Raw genomic sequence first — 19,734 nt, 5'->3', positions numbered from 1 at the left:
CCGGAGTATCCCGGATCCATTTTCGATACACGGCCTAGCTAGTAGGTGCCGACTTCGGATCTCAGGTGCGGGGCGGAAGCGAAGAGATTGAGGCCCAGCGCGCCGGACAGGTAGTGGGTCGCTCGTTGTCCGCGGACGCTGTTGCCGGCCGGGTCAAGACCGGGGGAGTACACGGCCAGCCCGCCCTTGCCGGGAGCGATGGTCAGGATGCCGCCGGATACCCCGCTCTTGCCCGGCATGCCGATCTCGTAGAGCCAGTCGCCGCTTCGCTCGTACAGGCCGGAGGTGGCCAGGGCGGCCAGAGTGTCACGGCATACCGATGCGTCGACGACCTGGTCACCGGTAAGGGGATTGACCCCGCCGGCGGCGAGGGTGGACCCCATGATGGCCAGGTCGCGGGTGGTCACCGAGAGGGAGCACTGCTTGGTGTAGACGTCCGTGGTCTGGATCGGATCCCAGCCGAGGCGTTCGTAACTGTCCAGCAGCCGGGCGATCGACTCGTTGCGCTGGTTGGAGGCAGCCTCCGACGTGTACACCCGCATGTCCAGGTTGAGTTCACGGCCGGCAAACCGGGACAGTCCCTGCTGGACGAAGTCCCAACGCTCGGCGGCGTCCGCTCCCGGAACCAGGCTCGTGGTGGCCAGTGCGCCAGCATTGACCATCGGATTCATCGGGCTGCCGTGATTGAGCTCGATGGCCAGGATGGAGTTGAACGGCAGGCCGGTGTTGTTGACCCCCACCCGCCGCCGGACCGACTCGCGCCCGAGGGCCTGGTCCACCAGGGCGAACACGAACGCCTTCGAGATGGACTGGATGGAGAACGGATAGCCGGCGTCACCGGCCTGGCGAACGCTTCCATGCACGTCGGCGACGCTGAGTCCAAACAGGCTCGGCTCGGCCTCGGCCAGAGCGGGAATGTAGTCCGCCACTCGTCCCGAGACGTCGTCCCGAAACCGTGCGTGCGCCGCGGACAGCGCGTCATCCACCGCTTCCGCACTGGGCAGGCTGCCGGTGGAGACAGCCGCCGCCTCATGGGCGGGCCCGGCCGAGTCGCCAGGATCGTGGATTACCTCGCCCATGAACTGTGGCTTCCTCTCACGGATCACCCGCAGGTCTGCCCTTACACGAAAGGGAGCATTTGATACATAATGTCCCAAATGATGTTTTGAACGGTGGCGACTCACCATGGCAGGTGATCGTATGGCAGGCGCGAGCGTTTCGGCCGGAGCTGCCGAACTGCTGCTGGAGGAGCTGCTCCGGACCGCCCGGCAGGCGTCACCGGCGGAACTGCCGACAGTCCTGGAGCGATATGCCGAGGCCATGAGCATGGGCCGTGCAGTGGTCTATCTGGCCGATCTTCAGCAAAGACTGCTGCTGCCGCTGGTCGAGGGTGAGCCGGACCTGGAGGTCGACGCCTCCCTGGCCGGATGAGCTTATCGGACAAACTCTCTGCGGGTGGAGGAAGACACGCCGGACGGGCTGACCATATGGTTGCCGCTGGTCGACGGAGCGGAGCGGCTGGGCGTTCTGGAATTCCGCATGGAGACACTGGACGGGCTCACACTCTGGCGCTGCCGGGCGATGGCGTCGCTCCTGGCCATGATCATCAACTCAAAGGGCACATACACCGACACCTTCGCGCAGCGCATGCGGACGCGGCCGATGCAACTGCACACGGAGATGCTGAGGGCCTTTCTCCCCCCGCGCTCGATCGGCACCGGCCAGGTGATGTCGACCGCGGTCCTGGAACCTGCGTACGAGCTGGGCGGCGATGCCTTCGACCATTCGTTCACCGAGGACTTTCTGCATGCCACGATCCTTGATGGCATGGGCCACGACCTGTCGTCCGGACTTGCCACCTCCGTGGCCATGGCGGGCTGCCGCAATGCCCGTCGCACGGGCGCGGACCTGGCCGAACTCGTCGATGCGGTCGACCAGGCACTGACGAAGTGGCTTCCGGACCAGTTCTGCACGGGCATCTTCACGCAGTTGCACATGCCGACCGGCGTGCTGCAGTGGTCCAACTGCGGCCACCCGTCGCCGTTGCTCATCCGTGGCCAGCGCCTGCTCGACGGGGCCCTGGAGCGAGCTTCGGAGCCTCCACTGGGCCTGCCCTCCAGCCTGGCCGGTGGTTCCCGGCAGATACACGAGGCCAGCCTCGAACCCGGTGACCGGATTCTGCTCTACACGGACGGCGTCGTGGAGTCGCGCGATGAGAGCGGAGAGCAATTCGGCCTGGAGCGTTTCACCGACTACATCATCCGGTCGACCGCCGCCGGGCAGAACGCCCCGGAAGTGCTCCGCCTGCTCATTCACGCGATCCTCGCTCATCAGCACGAAGAGCTCAGCGACGACGCCACCATTCTAATGATCGAGTGGCAGCCGCCCGGTCAGTGAGCCGACGCGGCCATGGCACCTGGAGGCCCGGAAGGCCGGCGTGGCGATGCCAGGCGGCTGACGCGTGGCGATTCGACCCGTCCCCGCGAAACCCCCCTTCGACGCCTGAACGGCCGAGCTGTCGGGACGGGTACAGCGCGGTCAGCAGGGTGCCCAAGTTCCTCTGTGGGACGCGATCATCCCGTGTCCCGGGCGGGCGGGACGGTTAGCCGGCCACCGAGCGGGCATGCCGCCGGTCACGCCAGGCCCGCCACAGTCGCAGCGGGTACAGTCCGAACAGCGGAGCGTGTCGACCGAGGGAATCGATGTCCCGGCGGTCGAACGCCCGGGCATACCGCTCCGCCTCCTCGGCGGTCAGATAACGCTTGCGCCCGGACGCACCACACTCACGCAGGCAAATCCAGAGCAGGGTGCAGCCCTCATGGGAAAAGTGGAAACGGTGGCCGAGCAGGCGGCAGCGCAGCATTCTGCCGACCATACGCGGAATTGCGCGCGACGGACTCCTGGGCACCTGCCGGATCGCCCGAATGGACTATTCAAAAAAGAACTGAGGCACCTATGAGCGAGTCCGGCACGTTGCGCACCATTCGCACGGACATCCCGGCCCGCCTGGACCGGCTGCCATGGTCGCGCTTCCATTGGCGAATCGTCATCGGCCTTGGCGCCGTCTGGATCTCGACGGCCTGGAGGTGACCATCGTCGGATCGGTGGCTTCCCGGATGACCCAAAAGGGCAGCGGGATCCATATGTCCTCCGGCGACATCGGTACCGCGGCCGGTATCTATGTCGCCGGTGCGTGCGTGGGCGCGTTGTTCTTCGGGCAACTCACCGACCGGTTCGGCCGCAAGAAACTGTTCATCGTCACACTGGGGCTCTACATCGTGGCCACACTCGCCACCGCCTTCGCTTTCGCGCCCTGGTATTTCTTCCTGATCCGGTTCTTCACCGGTGCCGGTATCGGCGGCGAATACGCGGCGATCAACTCGGCCATCGACGAACTCATCCCCGCGCGCAACCGGGGCCAGATCGACCTGACCATCAACGGAAGCTACTGGGTGGGGGCCGCGCTGGGGAGCCTGGGGTCACTCATCCTGCTCAACACCTCCTGGGTCAGTCTGCACATCGGCTGGCGGATCGCTTTCGGGATCGGCGGGATCCTCGGACTGGGCATCATGGTCGTCCGCCGCCATGTCCCCGAGAGCCCCCGATGGCTCTTTATCCACGGCCGGGAACAGGAAGCCGAGATGATCGTGGACCGGATCGAGAACGAGGTGCGGGCCGAGACGCAGCGGGAGCTGCCGCAGCCGCAGGGGTCCATCGCCGTGCGGCAGCGGCGCGTCATCCCGTTCCGGGAGATCGCCCGGGGGGCCGCGCAGCGCTACCCGCGGCGGGCACTGCTGGGCCTGGCCCTCTTCGTGGGCCAAGCCTTCCTGTACAACGCGGTGACCTTCAACCTCGGCACGCTCCTGAGCGGCTTCTTCGGCGTGGCTTCGGGCCAGATGCCCTACTTCATGGTGATCTTCGCGGTCAGCAACTTCCTCGGGCCGTTGCTGCTCGGCCGGCTCTTCGACACGGTCGGGCGGAAGCCCATGATCATGGCGACATACTTCGGGTCGGCGATCGTCACCGCCATCCTGGCGGCGCTGCTGATGAACAACAACCTGACCGACTGGTCCTTCTTCGCCCTGGTCCTGGTGACCTTCTTCATCGCCTCGGCGGGAGCCAGCTCCGCATATCTGACGGTCAGCGAGGTCTTCCCAATGGAAAGCCGGGCGCTGTGCATCGCCCTGTTCTTCGCGGTGGGAACGGCCGTCGGCGGTATCACCGGTCCGCTGCTCTTCGGCCAGTTCATCAACAGCGGAAGCAGGAACCTCGTCGCTGTCGGCTTCCTGGTAGGCGCAGGCGTCATGCTGCTCGGCGGTGTTGCGGAGATGTTCTTCGGCGTACAGGCGGAGCAGCAGTCGCTGGAGAACATCGCCCGCCCGCTCACCGCCGAAGAGGCCGAGGCCGAATTCGAAGGACGCGAACCCGCCCCGCAGCCGGACCTCGGATCGCGCGGCCCCCGGATCGCAGAACGCAAGGTCAGGCAGAGCCAGCGGGAGCGCACCGGTGGCCGCCGCTACGCCCCCGGCGTCGGCAGTTCCTTCTACTCCCCGGGACTGGCCGGCACCGGCGGGCAGAACAGCCGTACGGCCGCGATGGCGGACGAGGCCGAGGACCGTGAGATCGAAGAGGTGTCGGACGCGCTCCGCGAGAACGGGACGATGGACCGGGCCACCCTCGAAAAGCTGGTGAAGGGGAAGGGCTGGGGCCCCGGCCGTTTCCGCAGGGCCCTGGGCGAAGCGGTTTTCGAGTCCCGGGCACGGCGAACATCCGCCCATTCGTACGCCCCACCGGAGCGCGGGAACGACGACTGACACGTGGTCCGCCCCCCTGCGCTCGACCCCGGTGTCCCCCACCTTCACATCCGCGCTGATGGAGGACACCGTCACCAGCGGGACCGGTTTCTCGGTGCCTGGGCAGAAACCAGCGGGCGCTCCGCCATTCGCCCCCGAAGACACGCGTTGCGAACGCCTGGAGGACGCTCCAGCCGGTTCCTCTGTTCGCACATCGCGGCTGCCGCCTGCGACCCGGCGATAGGCCGGTGCGGTACTTGCCGTTCGGCGATACGAGCATGACGCAACCACACCTGTCACCCGCCCCGGTGTGCGAGCCCTGATCCGTCCCCTCCCGCTTCCCCTGCCTCCCGCACTCGCTGCTCCTCGCGAGCAGAGCTGACGTCCCGTTCCAGGGGTGTGCGGCTTACGGCAGTTGCAAAGTCGTCCAGAGCCCGTTTTTGCAGTTCAGTCCCCCGCCGTGCCACCGGGCTCCGATCCCCGGCGGCGCCATCCCATGCGTGGAGCGCCTCCTTCACGCGCCGCCATTCCGGATTCCTGTGCTCGCGCACGTTCGCTGCCGCCTGCGCGGTGTCCGCCTCCAGGGCTTCAGCAAACCGCTTCGACTCGGGGCCGGAACGGCTGTCGGCCGGAGGGGGTTGGCTCTCCATGAGTATCGCTGCCCGGCCGATTCCCTCGAGCGCTTCCTGCGCCTCCTCCGCCTCTCGCGACGTCAGACCCCTCGGGCGGAGGGGTTCCTGTCTTGCCCTGCCGTATGACTTCTGCCAGGCGGCACCTGCCTCCCTGCTCGCCAGGAGCGCCCTTCGCATGTCGGCGTGATGTTCCCGAGTCGGTTCGGCGTAGTTGCGGAGTACTGCGGCCGCATAGCGTCCGTTGGCGGCGAGCCAGTCCGCAAGCCGGCTCGGCAGCCGGGGTGTCTCCCATGCGGGGAGCGCGACGTACGCCAGCATGGCCAGGGCCCCGCCGAGCAGGGTGAGCACCACCCGCTGCGGGACCGTCTGCTCCCACGCCTGACCGCCCATGCCGAGCAGGAAGACGGCGTACGCGGCAGTGAAGCACTGGGAGTAGGCGTAGCCGGTACGGACCAGCGTGTATGACAGGCCCGCCGAGACCACCGCCAACACGGCGCACACGTGGGTGCCCGAGCCCAGGGCCTGCACCATCCCGGTGGCGAGCGCGACTCCCGCCAGGGTTCCGGCGAGACGGGCGACCGCGCGCGCGTATGTCCGGTGAAAGTCGGGTCGCATCACCATCACCGAGGTGATGGGCGCCCAGTAGCCGTGGCCCAGGGATAGCCGGGCGGCGAGCAGGTAGCCGAGCGGGGCCACCGCCGCCAAGCGGATGGCGTGCCGTAACACGGGCGAGTCCCCCCGGAGTTCACGGTGGACCGCCCGGAGGACGACCGGGACCAGCCGGAGCATGGTCGGGCGCACCAGGAACTCAGCGCCCGCGGGTCCGGGCGGTGTGGGCGTCTTCCCGCGCTCGTCTCCAGTCCGGGCAATCTCCATCGCCTCGCCGAGCAGTTCCACGAGCTGCTCTGCGGCCTGCCGCGCGGGCCCCTCCAGCACCTCGTGGTCTTTGTCGACGCGCAGGACGCCCATGCTCTCGGGCGGGACCTCCGCCGGCGTGCCGAGGCGGATCGAACGGGCGGCCGTATCCAGAACGTCCGCGGCCGCGGCGAGCAACTCCCGAGCGCGGTCCCGCCCGGGTCCCTCCTCCGGCGCGCCGACGTCCGGGTCGGCGAGCGCGGCGACGACCGGCCGAATCCGCTCGGCGAGTCCCCGGGGGCCGTGGAGAACGGGAGGACGGCTGCGGGCCTGTGAGGGCGTCACGGCCGCCGCGTCCCGGGCCGACATCAACGGCCCAGGGTCGAACGGGGCGCTCGGGTCGTGCCGCAGCCGGCGGGCGTAGTCCGCCACGGCGGCCAGCGCGTCGGCGAGCGCGTCACGATGCGCACCCCAACGGCGGATCGGGAACAACAAGATCAGCACGGCCTGCACCACGCCCCCGAGCGCGATGACCCCGGCGTGCTCCAGGGCTCGCCCGACACTCGTGGGCAGCGTGATGGTCACCAGCATGCTGCCGACGGTCGTCGCTGCGACGATCCCAGCGGTCGATCCGACCGCCCACGCCATCCCCGCGACAAAAGCCCATACGGCCAGCAGCGGGAGGAACGTCACGAGCCGTCCCGCCGCCAGGTAGCCCACGAAGGTGCTCAGCGCCAGACCCGCGCCCGCACCGAGCGCGATCACCTTGCGCGGACGGCAGGTGCGCTGGAAGGTGGCGCCACCCGCGGAATAGGCACCCAGGGCGGCGGACGCGGCATACGCAGGGGAGACCAGCCACAGCGCCGGCCCGATGACGATCGCCACACCAGCCGCCGTGCGCAGTGCGAGCAGGGGCTCCAGCCGTGTCTCCTCGATCGTGAGCCCGGATCGCACGACCGCCCCGAAGGCCCGCAGCCACGTCACGGGTGGGAGCCTAACCGGAACGTCCTGCGGGGTCGCGTCGGCCGCGCCGCCGCCTCCTCGCGGCGTCGCGTTCGGCGGGCGCGAGACCCTCGACTGCGCCCATGGCCACAGCCTCCGAGCTGCTTGTTCAGGCCGAGCGGCCGCGGCTCGATGTCGTCCGTATGGGCGATCCGGAATGCCAGAAGGAGGACGCGGAGCAGTCCAAGGGGGTATCCGAAACGGGGCCGAGGGCCGCGAGCCGACGGGGCGGGGCGGGGCACCATGCCGCCGACACAGTCTGCGGCCGGACGGCGGTGCATGACCGGGGTAGCCAGCCGGGCTTCCTGCCGATTCGGGGGTGATCCCACCGGTTCCGTCGGAGCCTTTGAGTACACCGGTGATTAGACTCCAGGGAAGTCGGGCCACAGCGGGCAATGCCGACGAAAGGGACCAGGCAATGACGCGTAGGCTCGCTTATGCCCGGACCAGGCATCCCCGACACGGGCGCCGTGGAGAGGCCCGCTTGCCCGGCGTGATCGCGATCCTCTCTGCCATCGCTCTCTACGTGGGCCTGCCGCAACGGCTGCTGGTCGCACCGCGCTATGTGCTGCCCGCACTGGAAATGTTGCTGCTTTTACCGCTCATCGCGGTCAACCCCAAACGGTTGACACGGCAGACCAAGGTATTCCGTGTCCTGTCGCTGACACTCGTGCTGGTCATCGCCGCGAGCAATCTGGTCGCCCTCGGCATCTTGATCCACGAGCTGGTCTACGCCGGAGTGAAGGACGGGCGTTCCTTGTTGGTGGCCGCGTTGCAGGTCTGGCTCACCAACATCATCGTCTTCGGCCTGGCGTACTGGGAACTGGACCGGGGAGGCCCCGTCACCCGCACCCAGGCCCGGCGCGCCGACCTGCCGTTGGCGGACTTCCGGTTCCCCCAGGACGAGGACGACGACGCGGTTCAGGAAGTCGCGGACGGCGCTAGCGCCACATCGGACTGGATGCCCGTCCTGATCGATTACCTGTACGTCTCCGTGACGAACTCGACAGCCTTCAGTCCTACGGACACCATGCCGCTGTCCACTCGCGCCAAGGTCATGATGGGCGTGCAGGCCATCGCCGCCCTGCTGACGTCACTCCTCGTTATCGCCCGCGCGGTGAGCATTCTCCACTGACGGACGGCTCGCCGGCAGTTACGGGGCCCCTCATCTTGGGCCCACCGTCGCGAGCGTGCTCGCCCGAACAGCGGCTCCCGCGAAGGCGGAAGGCTCGGGCCGCTTGGGAACGGGTGGATCGAGACGAATACACCCGTTCGCCTCATCGGTGCGGACATACGACTCATCCGTTGGTCCAATGTTCTGGGGTGCTGCGGGGAGGACGGCGGCCGCGATCTACGTTGCCGAGGCCTGTTTCGGTGCCTTCTCACCCCAGACCCGGCCCACAAGCCCGACCCACCCAAGGCAGCGGAAGGATCACAAGATGGTGGACACAGGTTTCTCCTCGTTCGACGTCATGGTGGACAAGGCGAATCACGTCCTCAAGGAAATCGAGCAGGCCTACGGGTGGCCCAAGGACCGCCGGAAGCAGTCATACGCAGCACTGCGAGCGGTGCTGCACACGGCTCGGGATCGCTTGACCGTCGACGAGTGCGTCCAATTCGGTGCGCAGCTGCCGACGTTGCTGCGGGGCATCTACTACGACGGGTGGAAGCCTTCGGAAGCACCGATGAAGATGAGCAAGGAAGAATTCTTCACGCGCGTCCGAGAGAACTTCCCCTATGCGATCGACAGCGACACCGAGCAGCTGGCACGCACTGTTCTCAAGGTGCTGCAGCAGTACGTCAGCAGCGGGGAGTGGGATGACGTGAAGGCCGTTTTTCCCGGTTCCCTGGCGGCCATCTTCCCGCAGCCCTAACGGCGGATGAGGGCGCGACGCGTCTCCTCGGCGATCTGCTGAGTCTCCCCGGTAGCGACGACGAGAACCGGGACGTCCGTACCGGGTGCGTCGATCCTGCGTGCTCTGTCTTCGCGCAGTTCCCTCTCCGAGGGAATGGAGAGTCCGCCATGTACTCCCAGGACGGGTAGGCGCATGCAGATTTCCTCGCGTACCTCGGGCTGGTCCTCGCCGATCTCGCCGGTGAAGACCAGAGCGTCGAGACGGTCCAACGAGGCAGCCATGGCACCGATGCCGCGGCAGCAGCTGTGCACGAAGGCGGCCAGAGCGCTCTGGGCGGACGCGTCTCCCTTCGCACGCGCACGCACCAGGTCGCGTGTGTCCCCCGAGGTACCCGAGAGGCCGAGAAGACCCGAGTGCCGGTGGAGTGTCTCCTCGATCTCCCTTGCGCTCAGTCCGTGTTGACGTTGGAGCCACACAAGCGCCCCCGGATCGATGCTGCCGCTACGGCGGCTCATCACCAGCCCCTCCAACGGGGTCAGTCCCATGGTCGTGTCCACGCTGCGGCCGTTGCGCACGGCGCAGGCCGAGCAGCCACCGCCCAGGTGAGCGATGACGAGGTGGAGGGTGCCGGCGGGGCGGCCCAGCACCTCGGCCGTACGCGCCAGGGACCAGCTGTAGGAAAGACCGTGAAAGCCATAGCGTCGCAACCCGTACTGAACGCGCCACTGCTCAGGGACCGCGTACTGATAGGCGGCGGCAGGTAGCTCCGTGTGGAAGGCCGTATCGAAACAGGCGACGTGGGGAACCTCGGGCAGTAGCTCACCGGCGGCGTCCACTACGGCGAGGGCAGACGGCATATGCAGGGGTGCCAAAGGCGCGGACTCCTCCAGCAACGCGCGCACCGCTCCGTCGATCAGAGTGTGCTCCGTCAGACTCGGCCCACCGTGAACGAGGCGATGCCCTACGGCCGATGGCGTGGGCACCGTGGCAAGGAACCCGCGCAACTCCTCGGTCGTTTCGGGCCCTGGCGGTCTCTCGGCGTCGCGACTGGCGATCTGCGTGTCATCCCCGCCGAACAGGGTGATGTGCAGGCTTGAGGAGCCGGCGTCGAGTACCAGAACACGCTCTCCGGAAGACGCGCTGGGATCCATCCATGCCTCCTCACGAGTCGGGCCGGTCGCGTGCCACGGCCCGTACGTACGAACGCGGGCGTATCCGTTCAGCAGGGTGCGTCGAGCACGTTGCGGATGCGGGTGGCGACGTGCAGGTTGAGGCGGGTCTCGACGTCACTGAGGTCGTGCCCGGTGATCTCACGGATGCGCTGGAGGCGGTAGCGGACGGTGCTGCGGTGGATGAGGAGCATCTCCGAGGTCGTGTCGTAGCTACCGCCGCTCTCCAGATAGCGCGAGAGCGTCGTCACCAGCTCGGTGTGGTGGCGGGCGTCGTAGTCCAGCAGTCGGCCCAGCCACTCACGGACGAAGCGGTCGGCTTCGCGTTCGCCGTCGCCCGTGCCCATCATGCGGCACAGACCCAGCTCCTCGAAGTGGGTGCTGCCGTAGGGATCCTGGGATCGGCGGCGGACGGTGAGGGCACGGACAGCCTCATCGTAGGAGTGCGGCAGATCGGTGAGGACGTCGCAGTGGCCGCCGACCCCGATCGTGCCGGCCCCGGTGCCGAGTTCGTCCGAGAGGGCCCGATGCAACTCGCTTGCCGGGTCACGCCGGTCCCCGCCGGCAAGAAGTACGACCGTGGTCGGGCCACGGGAGCCGACGAGAACGTCCAGGTGCAGCCGCCGGGCCGCCCGCGCCACCGCGTCGCCGAGGCCGGCCCTCTCGTCCGTCCCGGGCCACTCCAGTACGGCGACCTTGTGCGGCCGGTGCAGGTCGTGGCCGAGGACTGCTGCCTGGGTGAACTCGTCGTCAGTCGTCTCACCCGAGATCAGCCGGTCGACGAGGTCGCGGCGCAGGTGGGGCTCCAGCTCGGCCAGTCTGCGTTCGTGGGAGAGCAGGGGGGCCAGCACCAGAGCGGCCTGTTCGAGCGCCGAGGTGTCCGTTTCCGCCGCTTGCCGGTCCGGATCGACCAGCGCGACCACGCCGAGTGGAGCTCCGGCCATATAGATGGGGACGACCAGCCGGTCCCGGTCGCGGAAGCCGCCGGGGTGGTGACGAGCGCCCCGGACCACGGTGTCCCGGTCCCGGTGTCCCAGGCCTGGGCGCGGTCCACTCCTGAGCCCTCTGCTGGGTTCGCCCCTGTCGCGACCCGCCCAGGCCCGCGGGTTGCCGAAGCGGTCCTCGGTGAGGGCCGCGAATCCCGTGTGATCGTGGAGCTCCTGCAGGATTCCCTGCTCTCCCCTGCCGGAGGCGGCGGCACGGGAAAGCGCGTCGTGGAGGGCGAGTCGCGAGGTCAGGGCGGACACGGACGCGCTGACGCCCGCGGTAGGTGGGCCACCCGCGGTTCCCGGCCACTCCCCGATGCCTGGCGAGTTCCCCGGGCCGGCGCGGGCCAGCTCTCCTCCGCTCCCGGTGAGGCGCGCGAGCGCGATCCCGGTCTGCTGCGCGAGCAGGTCGGCCAGGGCGGTCTCCTCATCTGAGGGTGCGGTCGGGGACCGGACGACGAGATAGCCAAGGCAGTTGTCCCGGTACCGCAAGGCGATGGCCTGTACCCACAGCCCGCCAGGCCCGTGCAGACGACGGCTGTAGCCGTCCAGAGCGCCAATCCGCCGGTCGAGCCTGCCGGCCGCCACAGCTTCGGCAGCAGGCTCTTCAGCCGCAGCTTGGCCACTGGGATCTACCACCGGCGACTCCGGTGCCGGAGCGCTCCCCGGCCGGGCGGAGGCCGGGGCAGCCACCCGGCACGGTGGGCATCGCCGCGCCAGACCGTCGTGCACGACATACGCCGCTTCGGCGATGAAAGGGCCGGTGGCGGCGATCGCCGCCATCGCACCCCATAGCACCTCGCGCTCATCATCGCCGTGGAGCATCAGCGTCACCAGCCGTAGCAGTGCGTGCCGAGCAGCCCCCGGTTGCGGAATGGGGTGGAGGGACCAGCCGGTCGGAAAGGCAGCAGTGTCCATCGCAGGTCCATTCGCGGCTCGACAGCAACATTCCCCTTTCACGTTACGCCGCTCGCCACAGGGCCTCACCCGCGAGCCCAGGCGTGTGCACCTGGCCCTGGGACTGAGGGGCAGCCTGGCGGAGGTCGCGGTGTCCGACGCTTCGGAGCAGTCGCCGCAGCCGCAGAAACGGCCTTGTGGGCCAACGGGTGTGAGTGGTTGAGGTGCAGGAAATCCCGGTGAGAACGATCTTGCAGGGGGTTCGCCTACCGCGTACGAGTTTCGAGCTGCCGGGGGACGGTGCCGACGCGCAGTTCCCGCAGGTCGCCGCGCTCCTGCTCGACACCGCGGAGGCGCCCGGCGGAGCCGTCGAGCTCGTCGGCGACGAGCTGACCGGCCCCCAGATTCATGGGCAGCGTGTTCCACTCGTCGTCGTAGAACGCGGCGTCCAGGTGCGTGACCGGGGCGTCGAGGCTCATGCCCAGCTCGCGGGCCACGTGGGATTTGCCGCTGCCTCCGCAGCCGACGATGGCGACCTTCCTCATGGTGCTCCAGCGTAGAGACGTCCGGGTGTCGGGCGTGGCGCTATCCTTCGGCAGCCGCGACGGCTCTCCCGCAAGTGGTCGCAACCAGCCTTCCCCTGCGGCACGATCTCACCGCCGGCAAGCCGGAGCTGTTACCGCAGCACCTCGGCCTCCCGGCACGGCACGGCCCGGCCCGGCCCGCTGACCTTCGGCGGCAACACACCTGCATGTCACGCGCAGAGGCCGCGTTGCACGGCTTCGTCCTCAGCTCGACTGGCCCCCGCCGACAGACGCTCCAGTCCGAGCAGCTTCAGAAGGTCGGCCGTCACGACTCGGTAGGCGTTTCCCAGGCGCAGCACCGTGACCGGGTAGCGCCCTTGCCTGGCAAGCGCGTAGCCGGTCGAGCGTCCGATCATGAGTGCCCGGTTAGCGGTGTCGAGGTCGATGGCCGCCGGCAGGGCGAGAAGTTCTTGACCCGTCAGCCCCCGCACTTCCGAGGACGGTTTGAGTGCCTTCACGATGCCCCTCCCAGCACTTCCCGGTACCCAGTGCACGCAGAAGGTGTATCACACGATTGCTGATGCACTTCTTTGAGACGTAGAGTGCATCTGTGACACCAGATCACTGGCCGACAGAGTTCGCCTCACGCGTGGTCCAGGCGATGCGCGAGGCTCGGCAGGCCGCCGGCCTCACTATGGGCGGCCTCGCCCAGGGCTGCGCCGACTGCGGGCACCCCGAGATCAAAGAACAGACGATCAAGAACCTGGAAGCCGGCCGCCGAGCCAGCATCTCGATCGTCGACCTCGTCGTCCTAGCCGACGTCCTTGGCATCCCACCAATCGCCCTCCTCTTCCCCCTCGGCACCGAACCCACCGTCGAGGTATTGCCGGGCCATGAGGTCTCGACCTGGGACGCCCTTGCCTGGTTCACCGGCGAGACCGCCCTCGTCCACCCAGCCGCTCCGGGCACCTCCCGTGACCTGCTCGACCTCTTCCGCAGTCACGGCGACCTAGTCACCGCCGCCACCGCCGCCACCGCTCTGGCCAAGGAACGGCGCCGCGAGGCCACCACCACCCTGGACCGCGACCGCAGAGCCGCCCTCCTGGAACGCGCAGCTGGCTACGAGGAGCACGCCTTCGAAGACTGCGCCGATCTGGGCGCCTTCCGTCGCCAGATGCGCCAGAGGGGCCTCGCACCGCCGACCCTCCCCGATGAGTTGGCCTTCGTTGACGAAGCCGAAGGGCCAAGACAAGCACCAGCCTCGTCATGAAGGGCGCTCAGACCTACTCCCGACGACACGAGCGCATGCCGTGCTCATTGAGAAAGGACGGCACGTGAAGGGCTCGACGTTCCGACGGTGCGCCTGCCGGAACCCGGAATCCGGCAAGCAATACGGGCAGTCCTGCCCGAAGTTCAAGCAGAAGCGGCACGGCGTGTGGAATCTGCGTCAGGAGCTGCCACCAACGATCGTGGACGGTAAGGAGGTGCGGCGCACCTTCCGGCGCGGCGGGTACGAGTCCACCACGAAGGCGCAGGAGGATCTGGACAAGGTTCGCGCCCTCCTCTCCATTCCGGACGTGGAGGATCGTGACGGCCAACGGCGCATCAGCGATCTGTTGGCCAAGGTCGCCTCCGACAAACTACCGCTCCCAGATGCGGAAGAGACCAGGCGCAAACTCTACGCAGGAGTTGACCTGCGGTCCGACATGACCGTCATGGGGCGAGGTGGAGGTGGCGCGCCTTCGTCACTACATCGCCTACCGGCGGATGGTGAACCGTGCGTCGGTCGTCTTCCGTCCGTCGTACGGGGTCATCCTGGTCTTCGCCCTCGACCCGGACACGGTCGTGCTGGAGGAGGGCTTCACGCGCGATATGCGCGGGATCGGGCATCTCGGGACGGGTGACCTGGAGGTGCGGATCTCGTCGGCGGCCGATCTGGAGAAGGCCGGACCGCTGATCCGGCGGTCGTTCGAGGCGGCCTGACAACAAGAGGAAGGGCGGTTGGTGCGCCGGTTCTCCGGTGGACCAACCGCCCTTTTTTGCGTCTACCGTCACCCGGCCCGGTCTGGGGGTTCTCATGCCTACTCCTCCGGTCCGGCCAGGACGAAGTCGTCCTGGGTCAGTTGGGCATGGAGCCTGCGTTCGGCGACGGTGGCGTAGTGGTCGGACAGTTCGATGCCGATGAAGTGGCGGCCTTCGCGCAGGGCGGCGACTCCGGTTGAGCCGCTGCCGGTGAAGGGGTCGAGGACGGTGCCGTCTTCGGGGCAGATGCGGACGAGCTGCTGCATGACCTCGACCGGTTTCTGGGTGATGTGGACCCGGTCCTTGCGGGGCTGGGAGGCGATGAAGTAGCCGGGCAGGTACAGGTCCCGGCTGCGGTCGAGGCTGCCCTTTACACCCCAGGTGATGAACTCCGACGCCTGCTTGAAGCCGCCCTTCCTCGGCCGGCTCGCGGGCTTGATCCACGGGATCGTGCCCGACCACGTCCAGCCCGCCATCTGCAGGGCGTCGCTCGTGGTGGGTTCCTGGCGCCAGTCGGAGAACACCACGGCCACCGCGTGCTCGACCGCGGCCCGGTACGCCTCGGTGAGCAGTTCGGTCAGCCAGGAGCGGTACGAGCGCTGGTCTCGGTTCTCGCCGGGGAATGTCTGCAGGTCGTGGGCACTGTTGCTGGTGACGTACTTGGCGCGGGCGGTGCGGCCGGTGCGATCGGAGCTGGTGCGCCCGCCGGAGTTGTAGGGCGGGTCGGTGATGACGGCGTGGACGGACTCGTCGGGGATGGTCTTGAGCACGGTGAGGGCGTCGTCTCGGTGCAGCGTGTAGGTCATGCGCGGGGCCTTTCTGGCGCGAGAGAACTGGACGCTCCGGGGAATGCCGAACGGCGGCATTCGGAAGACAGGTTGCGCCGGAGGGTAGCCGAGAATTCCGGACCGGCCTAACGAGGACGGGTGCTCTCCGCGGCCTACGACGGGGTCATTTGGTGCGTCCGGATTTCCGGTCTACTGTCTCGCCACGTCACCACGGCGGAGCGCCGCTCCACCCATGTTGACCTGTGCTGTTCCGTGTTGTCTTATCCAATAAGGCCGCCGGAACAGCGCGTTCGCCTCGAACTCCACATCTGCCAGAGGGATTTGTGTGTACCACCTGAGATTACGAGCGCGGCTGGCTGCCGCGCATGACCTGATACCGGCGTCCAGGAGCTACCAACTTCTTTGATCCGGGCCCGCCTCACGGCGGATTCACACCGGCGCGGTGCCGGCGGCTTTGCACGAGAAGCCGGCACCGCGCCTCCTACGAGTACCGAGGAGCCGCTGCGATGCAGCACGCCCTGATCCACTCACGCCCCGCCCCAACCCCGCTGTCTGCTGGCGCCGTTGGCCATGGTGGGCGGTGGCGACGATGAAGAAGACCGCCGGAGCCGTCGTCGGCCTGGCCACTGCCGGTCCGCTGCTGCTGGCCATTCCCCTGCTCGGTATCACTGCCGGGAGCGCCGCGGCCTCGTGTTCCACCAGCGGTACACAGGCTGTGGATACCGCGGCGGTAGCCGCAGAAGTGAAGACCATCCTGGACGGCGGGGGCACCGGCACCATCACGGTTGCGGGGCTGGAAAACCCCGCCGATCAGGTGCCCAACGCCAAGACGATCCAGGCCACGGGCCTGGCCATGGGGGTGCCGGCCCGGGGGCAGATCGTGGCGCTGGCGACCGCGCTGCAGGAGAGCGGTCTGCGCAACCTCACCTACGGCGACCGCGACAGTCTGGGCTTGTTCCAGCAGCGGCCGTCGCAGGGCTGGGGCACCGCGACCGAGATCCTCGACCCGGTCCACGCCTCGACGAAGTTCTACGAGGCGCTGCAGCAGGTCTCCGGGTGGCAGTCGCTATCGGTCGCCCAGGCCGCCCAGGCGGTGCAGAAGTCAGGTTTCCCCGATGCCTACGCGAAGTGGGAGCCGCTGGCGACCGCCCTGCAGAAGGCGCTGGAACCGCTGCTCGCCCCGACCGGCGGCGCCACGCCAACTCCCACCCCGTCAGGCGCCACCACGAGCACCGTGCGCGGCGGTATCGGAGGCGGCTGCGCTCCGGGCGAGGACGGTACCGACTTCGGGGTGATCCCGCCGGGCTCGGTGCCGGCCGGTTACACGATCCCGGCCGACGCTCCGGCGGCGGTGCAGACCGCGATCAGGTGGGCGCTGGGGCAGCTCGGTACGGACTACCAGTGGGGCGGGTCGTGTACCGATGCGCACGGGCCGGATCCGATGGGCCGCTGCGACTGCTCCAGTCTCATGCAGCAGTCCTACGAGGCCGCCGGGGTCACCCTGTCACGGACGACGTACACGCAGGTCAAAGAGGGCAAGCCGGTCTCGGTCGATGCTCTCCAGCCCGGTGACCTCGTCTTCACCGAGGGCACTGCCGCCGCTCCGGAGCATGTCGGGATGTACATCGGCTCCGGCCTGATCGTCAACGCCCCGCACACCGGCGCCGTGGTGGACATCAACACCCTCGCCGACTGGAAGCCGCAGATCCTCGCGGCCCGCCGCGTCGCCTGACCGGCGCTTCTCCCCTCCCCTCCCCTCCTTTCTCTTCCCCTCTGCGCCATAGCTGCGCCCCTGCGCGCTTTGACGCGCCATTAATCGAACTGGAGTTCCCTATGCTGCTCGCCGAGAAGGTCGTTCACCTCGCCTACGACCCGGGAATCAAGCCGAACGAGGGCGGGCTGCCGGGCCTGCCCGTACTCAAGGAGGTGATGGGCAGCGTCAACCTGTTCGGGATCATCGCCGTGGTGGGGGCCCTGGCGGTCAGCGCCGGTGTGTGGGCCTGGGGCCACCACTCCGGCGGCCACCAGGCCGAGGCCAACGGCAAGAAGGGCGTACTGGTCTCGGCAGGCGCGGCCCTGCTGCTGGGCGCGGCGAACGGGATCGTGGATTTCTTCTCCACGCTCGGGACGCAGGTTCACTGATGTCCACGACGCCTACGCACCCGGTCCGCTCGTCCGCCTTGCGCCGCCGGTCACTGGTCGGAGCTGCTGTCCTGGTGGTGCTCGTCGGCCTCGCGGGCCTGGCCGCCTACTTCACCCGTGACAACCGCACCTCCCCCAACCACGCCTCTGCTCCTGCCGCTTCGGCTACGCCGTCTCCGTCGGCCACCGGCTCCCCGGTGCCGTCTGCGAGTGGCAGCCCACGGGGTTTGCCGGTTCCGCCGTCTACGCACGACCCGATCGTGTTCGGGAAGGCTGCGGCGGTCGCGTTGTGGTCGTACGACACCCGCGCCTACTCCCAGCCGGAGTTCCTCGCTGCCGTTGACCGGTGGATGACCGGCGAGAGCAAGTACGCCGATCGGGCCTCGGTCGAGCAGCTGGTGCCCGCGCCGGTGCTGTGGGAGCGGATGGCCGACCAAGGCCAGCACGCCACCGCCACCGCGGACGACGCGCACGTCCCCTCCGCTTTCACGCAGGCGTTGCAGGACGATCCCGGGGCGCTCACCACCGCCTACGTCTACGCCGTGACCGTCACCGGCCACCAGTCGATCGCGTGGAAGGGCTCTCCCCACGCCGGAGCGGAGGCTCGCGCGATCACCCTCGCCGTCCAGTGCCGCCCCGACCGGCCCTGTGCCCTGGCCGGCGTGCTGCCGAACGTCGCCCCCTGACCCCGCCACCCGTGTAAGGAGGTACCTGATCATGTCCGCTTGCGATCTCCCCTTGATGGACAAGGTCTGCGACGCCGTCGGCGGGGTGGTGTCCACCACCGGCAAGGCCGTCACTGACGGCATCGGGGCCTGGCTGGCGCAGTCCGCCGGCGACCTCGCCGCGTCCGCGGCCGATCTGGCGGCCAAGGCCGTCGACGAGACCACCGCCATCGACTTGAACGCGCCCTGGTTCCGCGACAACTACGAGCTGCTCCTGCCCATCGGACTCGCGCTGATCGTCGGCACGTTCTGCCTGCAGTTGATGATGGCGGCCTGGCGCCGGGACGAACGGGCCCTCGCCCAGGCCGTGGTCGGCACGATGACCGGCGTCCTGTTCTCCTTCTGCGCCGTCGCGTTCACCTCCGTGGCCATCACCGTGGTCGACGCCCTGTCCGACGGGTTGTTCCAGGCCGCGCACACCTCCACCGCCGACGCGGTCCGCCGCGTCATCCAAGTCGACGAACTCGGGGTGATGTTCGGCCTCGGCTGGGGCGTGCCCGCGCTGGTCGCGGTCGCCATGGCGCTGGGGGCGTTCATGTACTGGGGTGTGATGGTCGCCCGGAAGGTCGGCGTGCTGATCCTCGTCGCGCTGGCGGTGTTCGCCGGGGCCGGCGGCGGCTGGGAGGTCGCCAAGCGCTGGAGGCGCGGGTGGATCGAGGCCACCGCGACCCTCGTCGTGTCCAAGCTGCTGATGACCGTGGTGTTCCTGATCGGCGTGTCCGCGATGGGCAAGTCCGACTCCCACGACGGGCTGTCCGCGCTGTCCGACGCGATGGCCGGCCTCGTCGTGATGATCCTCGTGCTGCTCTGCCCCTACGCGACCTACCGTTTCGTGCACTGGGCCTCCGACGGCGGCGGCCACGACGACTTGCACCGCACCGGTGTGGCGGGGTTCGCGGTCGCGGCCGGTGCGGCGAAGACCGCGGGCAGCCTCGCCCTGCAGAGCGGCATGGGCACCGGCGCACCCGCGCCGCAAGGCCCCAGCCAGGTACCCGGCGCCGGCCCGGACGGCGTCGCCTCGGGCATCAACCCCGCCGGCAGCAACCTCAGCAAGGAAGGCATCAACCCCGGCCCGCCCCAGCCGAAGACCACCTTCCGCTACGGCGAGAACGAAACCGCCACCGGCGACAAGGGCCGCGCGCTCATCCAGCGCCCCGGTATCCCCCCGCTGATCACCCGGCCATCCTCCGGAGGCACAGACAGCTCCGAGACGGAAGCCTCCGGCGCAGGAGCTCAGCCTGCCAGCCGCTCCGACCCAGGAGCGATAGGGCCGTCCACCGAGTCCTGACCCGGCCATCCGTTCAAGGGGGCGGGCAGCAATTCCCGGTCCGCTGTCCGCCCCC

15 protein-coding genes and 3 pseudogenes are annotated in these 19,734 nt (G+C 68.6%); 10 read left to right on the top strand and 8 right to left on the bottom strand.

Features of this window, described 5'->3' with window-relative positions; all coding sequences use genetic code 11:
- Window positions 1–38: 38 nt before the first annotated feature.
- Window positions 39–1,079 (bottom strand): glutaminase A, encoded by a 1,041-nt coding sequence (gene glsA / locus AC3EVP_RS07155; RefSeq protein WP_435127292.1) that lies wholly within the window; start codon window positions 1,077–1,079, stop codon window positions 39–41.
- Between the two features lie 106 nt (window positions 1,080–1,185).
- Between glsA and AC3EVP_RS07150 the strand changes: the two are divergent.
- Window positions 1,186–2,397 (top strand): annotated as a pseudogene (locus AC3EVP_RS07150) (PP2C family protein-serine/threonine phosphatase).
- 205 nt (window positions 2,398–2,602) lie between these two features.
- On the opposite strand, the gene AC3EVP_RS07145 reads toward AC3EVP_RS07150, so the two are convergent.
- Window positions 2,603–2,863: a hypothetical protein gene (locus AC3EVP_RS07145; RefSeq protein ID WP_435127290.1), complete on the bottom strand. Its 261-nt coding sequence runs from the start codon at window positions 2,861–2,863 to the stop codon at window positions 2,603–2,605.
- A 92-nt stretch (window positions 2,864–2,955) separates the two neighbouring features.
- On the opposite strand from AC3EVP_RS07145, the pseudogene AC3EVP_RS07140 reads away from it, so the two are divergent.
- A pseudogene (locus AC3EVP_RS07140) lies at window positions 2,956–4,406 on the top strand (MFS transporter); the annotation flags it as partial.
- A gap of 683 nt (window positions 4,407–5,089) precedes the next feature.
- Here the strand turns inward: AC3EVP_RS07140 and AC3EVP_RS07135 are convergent.
- Window positions 5,090–7,264, bottom strand: a complete 2,175-nt coding sequence (locus AC3EVP_RS07135) for an FUSC family protein (RefSeq protein WP_435127288.1) — start codon at window positions 7,262–7,264, stop codon at window positions 5,090–5,092.
- Between the two features lie 511 nt (window positions 7,265–7,775).
- Here AC3EVP_RS07135 and AC3EVP_RS07130 point away from each other — a divergent pair.
- Together AC3EVP_RS07130 and AC3EVP_RS07125 are read left to right on the top strand one after the other, a co-directional pair.
- Entirely contained in the window at window positions 7,776–8,417 is a 642-nt protein-coding gene (locus AC3EVP_RS07130; RefSeq protein ID WP_435127390.1) for a hypothetical protein, read from the top strand.
- Between the two features lie 304 nt (window positions 8,418–8,721).
- Entirely contained in the window at window positions 8,722–9,156 is a 435-nt protein-coding gene (locus tag AC3EVP_RS07125; RefSeq protein WP_435127286.1) for a DUF2267 domain-containing protein, read from the top strand.
- Here the strand turns inward: AC3EVP_RS07125 and AC3EVP_RS07120 are convergent.
- The 4 genes from AC3EVP_RS07120 to AC3EVP_RS07105 form a co-directional block, all read right to left on the bottom strand.
- Entirely contained in the window at window positions 9,153–10,289 is a 1,137-nt protein-coding gene (locus AC3EVP_RS07120) for an acetate/propionate family kinase (protein WP_435127284.1), read from the bottom strand. The genes AC3EVP_RS07125 and AC3EVP_RS07120 overlap by 4 nt on opposite strands.
- A gap of 68 nt (window positions 10,290–10,357) precedes the next feature.
- Window positions 10,358–11,251 (bottom strand): PucR family transcriptional regulator, encoded by an 894-nt coding sequence (locus AC3EVP_RS07115; RefSeq protein ID WP_435127282.1) that lies wholly within the window; start codon window positions 11,249–11,251, stop codon window positions 10,358–10,360.
- Window positions 11,252–12,456: 1,205 nt separating this feature from the next.
- Window positions 12,457–12,735: a P-loop NTPase family protein gene (locus AC3EVP_RS07110; RefSeq protein WP_435127394.1), complete on the bottom strand. Its 279-nt coding sequence runs from the start codon at window positions 12,733–12,735 to the stop codon at window positions 12,457–12,459.
- Between the two features lie 209 nt (window positions 12,736–12,944).
- Window positions 12,945–13,232 carry a hypothetical protein gene (locus tag AC3EVP_RS07105; protein ID WP_435127280.1) on the bottom strand — a complete coding sequence of 96 codons (288 nt, stop codon included), beginning with the start codon at window positions 13,230–13,232 and terminating at the stop codon, window positions 12,945–12,947.
- A 92-nt stretch (window positions 13,233–13,324) separates the two neighbouring features.
- Between AC3EVP_RS07105 and AC3EVP_RS07100 the strand changes: the two genes are divergently transcribed.
- Both AC3EVP_RS07100 and AC3EVP_RS07095 read left to right on the top strand, forming a co-directional pair.
- Window positions 13,325–13,984 (top strand): helix-turn-helix domain-containing protein, encoded by a 660-nt coding sequence (locus AC3EVP_RS07100; RefSeq protein WP_435127278.1) that lies wholly within the window; start codon window positions 13,325–13,327, stop codon window positions 13,982–13,984.
- A 443-nt stretch (window positions 13,985–14,427) separates the two neighbouring features.
- Window positions 14,428–14,697, top strand: a pseudogene (locus AC3EVP_RS07095) (DUF5655 domain-containing protein); the annotation flags it as partial.
- A 98-nt stretch (window positions 14,698–14,795) separates the two neighbouring features.
- Here AC3EVP_RS07095 and AC3EVP_RS07090 read toward each other — a convergent pair.
- Entirely contained in the window at window positions 14,796–15,542 is a 747-nt protein-coding gene (locus AC3EVP_RS07090) for a DNA-methyltransferase (RefSeq protein WP_435127276.1), read from the bottom strand.
- A gap of 571 nt (window positions 15,543–16,113) precedes the next feature.
- Here AC3EVP_RS07090 and AC3EVP_RS07085 point away from each other — a divergent pair.
- From AC3EVP_RS07085 to AC3EVP_RS07070, 4 genes are all read left to right on the top strand, one after another.
- Complete coding sequence (locus AC3EVP_RS07085; RefSeq protein ID WP_435127274.1) at window positions 16,114–17,256, top strand: C40 family peptidase; 1,143 nt, start codon at window positions 16,114–16,116, stop codon at window positions 17,254–17,256.
- 101 nt (window positions 17,257–17,357) lie between these two features.
- The gene (locus AC3EVP_RS07080; RefSeq protein WP_435127272.1) at window positions 17,358–17,666 is read left to right on the top strand and encodes a DUF6112 family protein; all 309 of its coding nucleotides are present in this window, start codon (window positions 17,358–17,360) and stop codon (window positions 17,664–17,666) included.
- Window positions 17,666–18,352 (top strand): hypothetical protein, encoded by a 687-nt coding sequence (locus AC3EVP_RS07075; RefSeq protein ID WP_435127270.1) that lies wholly within the window; start codon window positions 17,666–17,668, stop codon window positions 18,350–18,352. Before AC3EVP_RS07080 ends, AC3EVP_RS07075 begins: the two co-directional genes overlap by 1 nt.
- 31 nt (window positions 18,353–18,383) lie before the next feature.
- On the top strand, window positions 18,384–19,679 hold the full coding sequence (locus AC3EVP_RS07070) for an SCO6881 family protein (RefSeq protein ID WP_435127268.1): 1,296 nt from the start codon (window positions 18,384–18,386) through the stop codon (window positions 19,677–19,679).
- Window positions 19,680–19,734: the final 55 nt, after the last annotated feature.

It is taken from the genome of Actinacidiphila sp. bgisy144 (assembly GCF_057708105.1).
The sequence above is the reverse complement of the archived record's forward strand: the minus strand, read 5'-3'. Positions and strand labels throughout refer to the sequence as shown.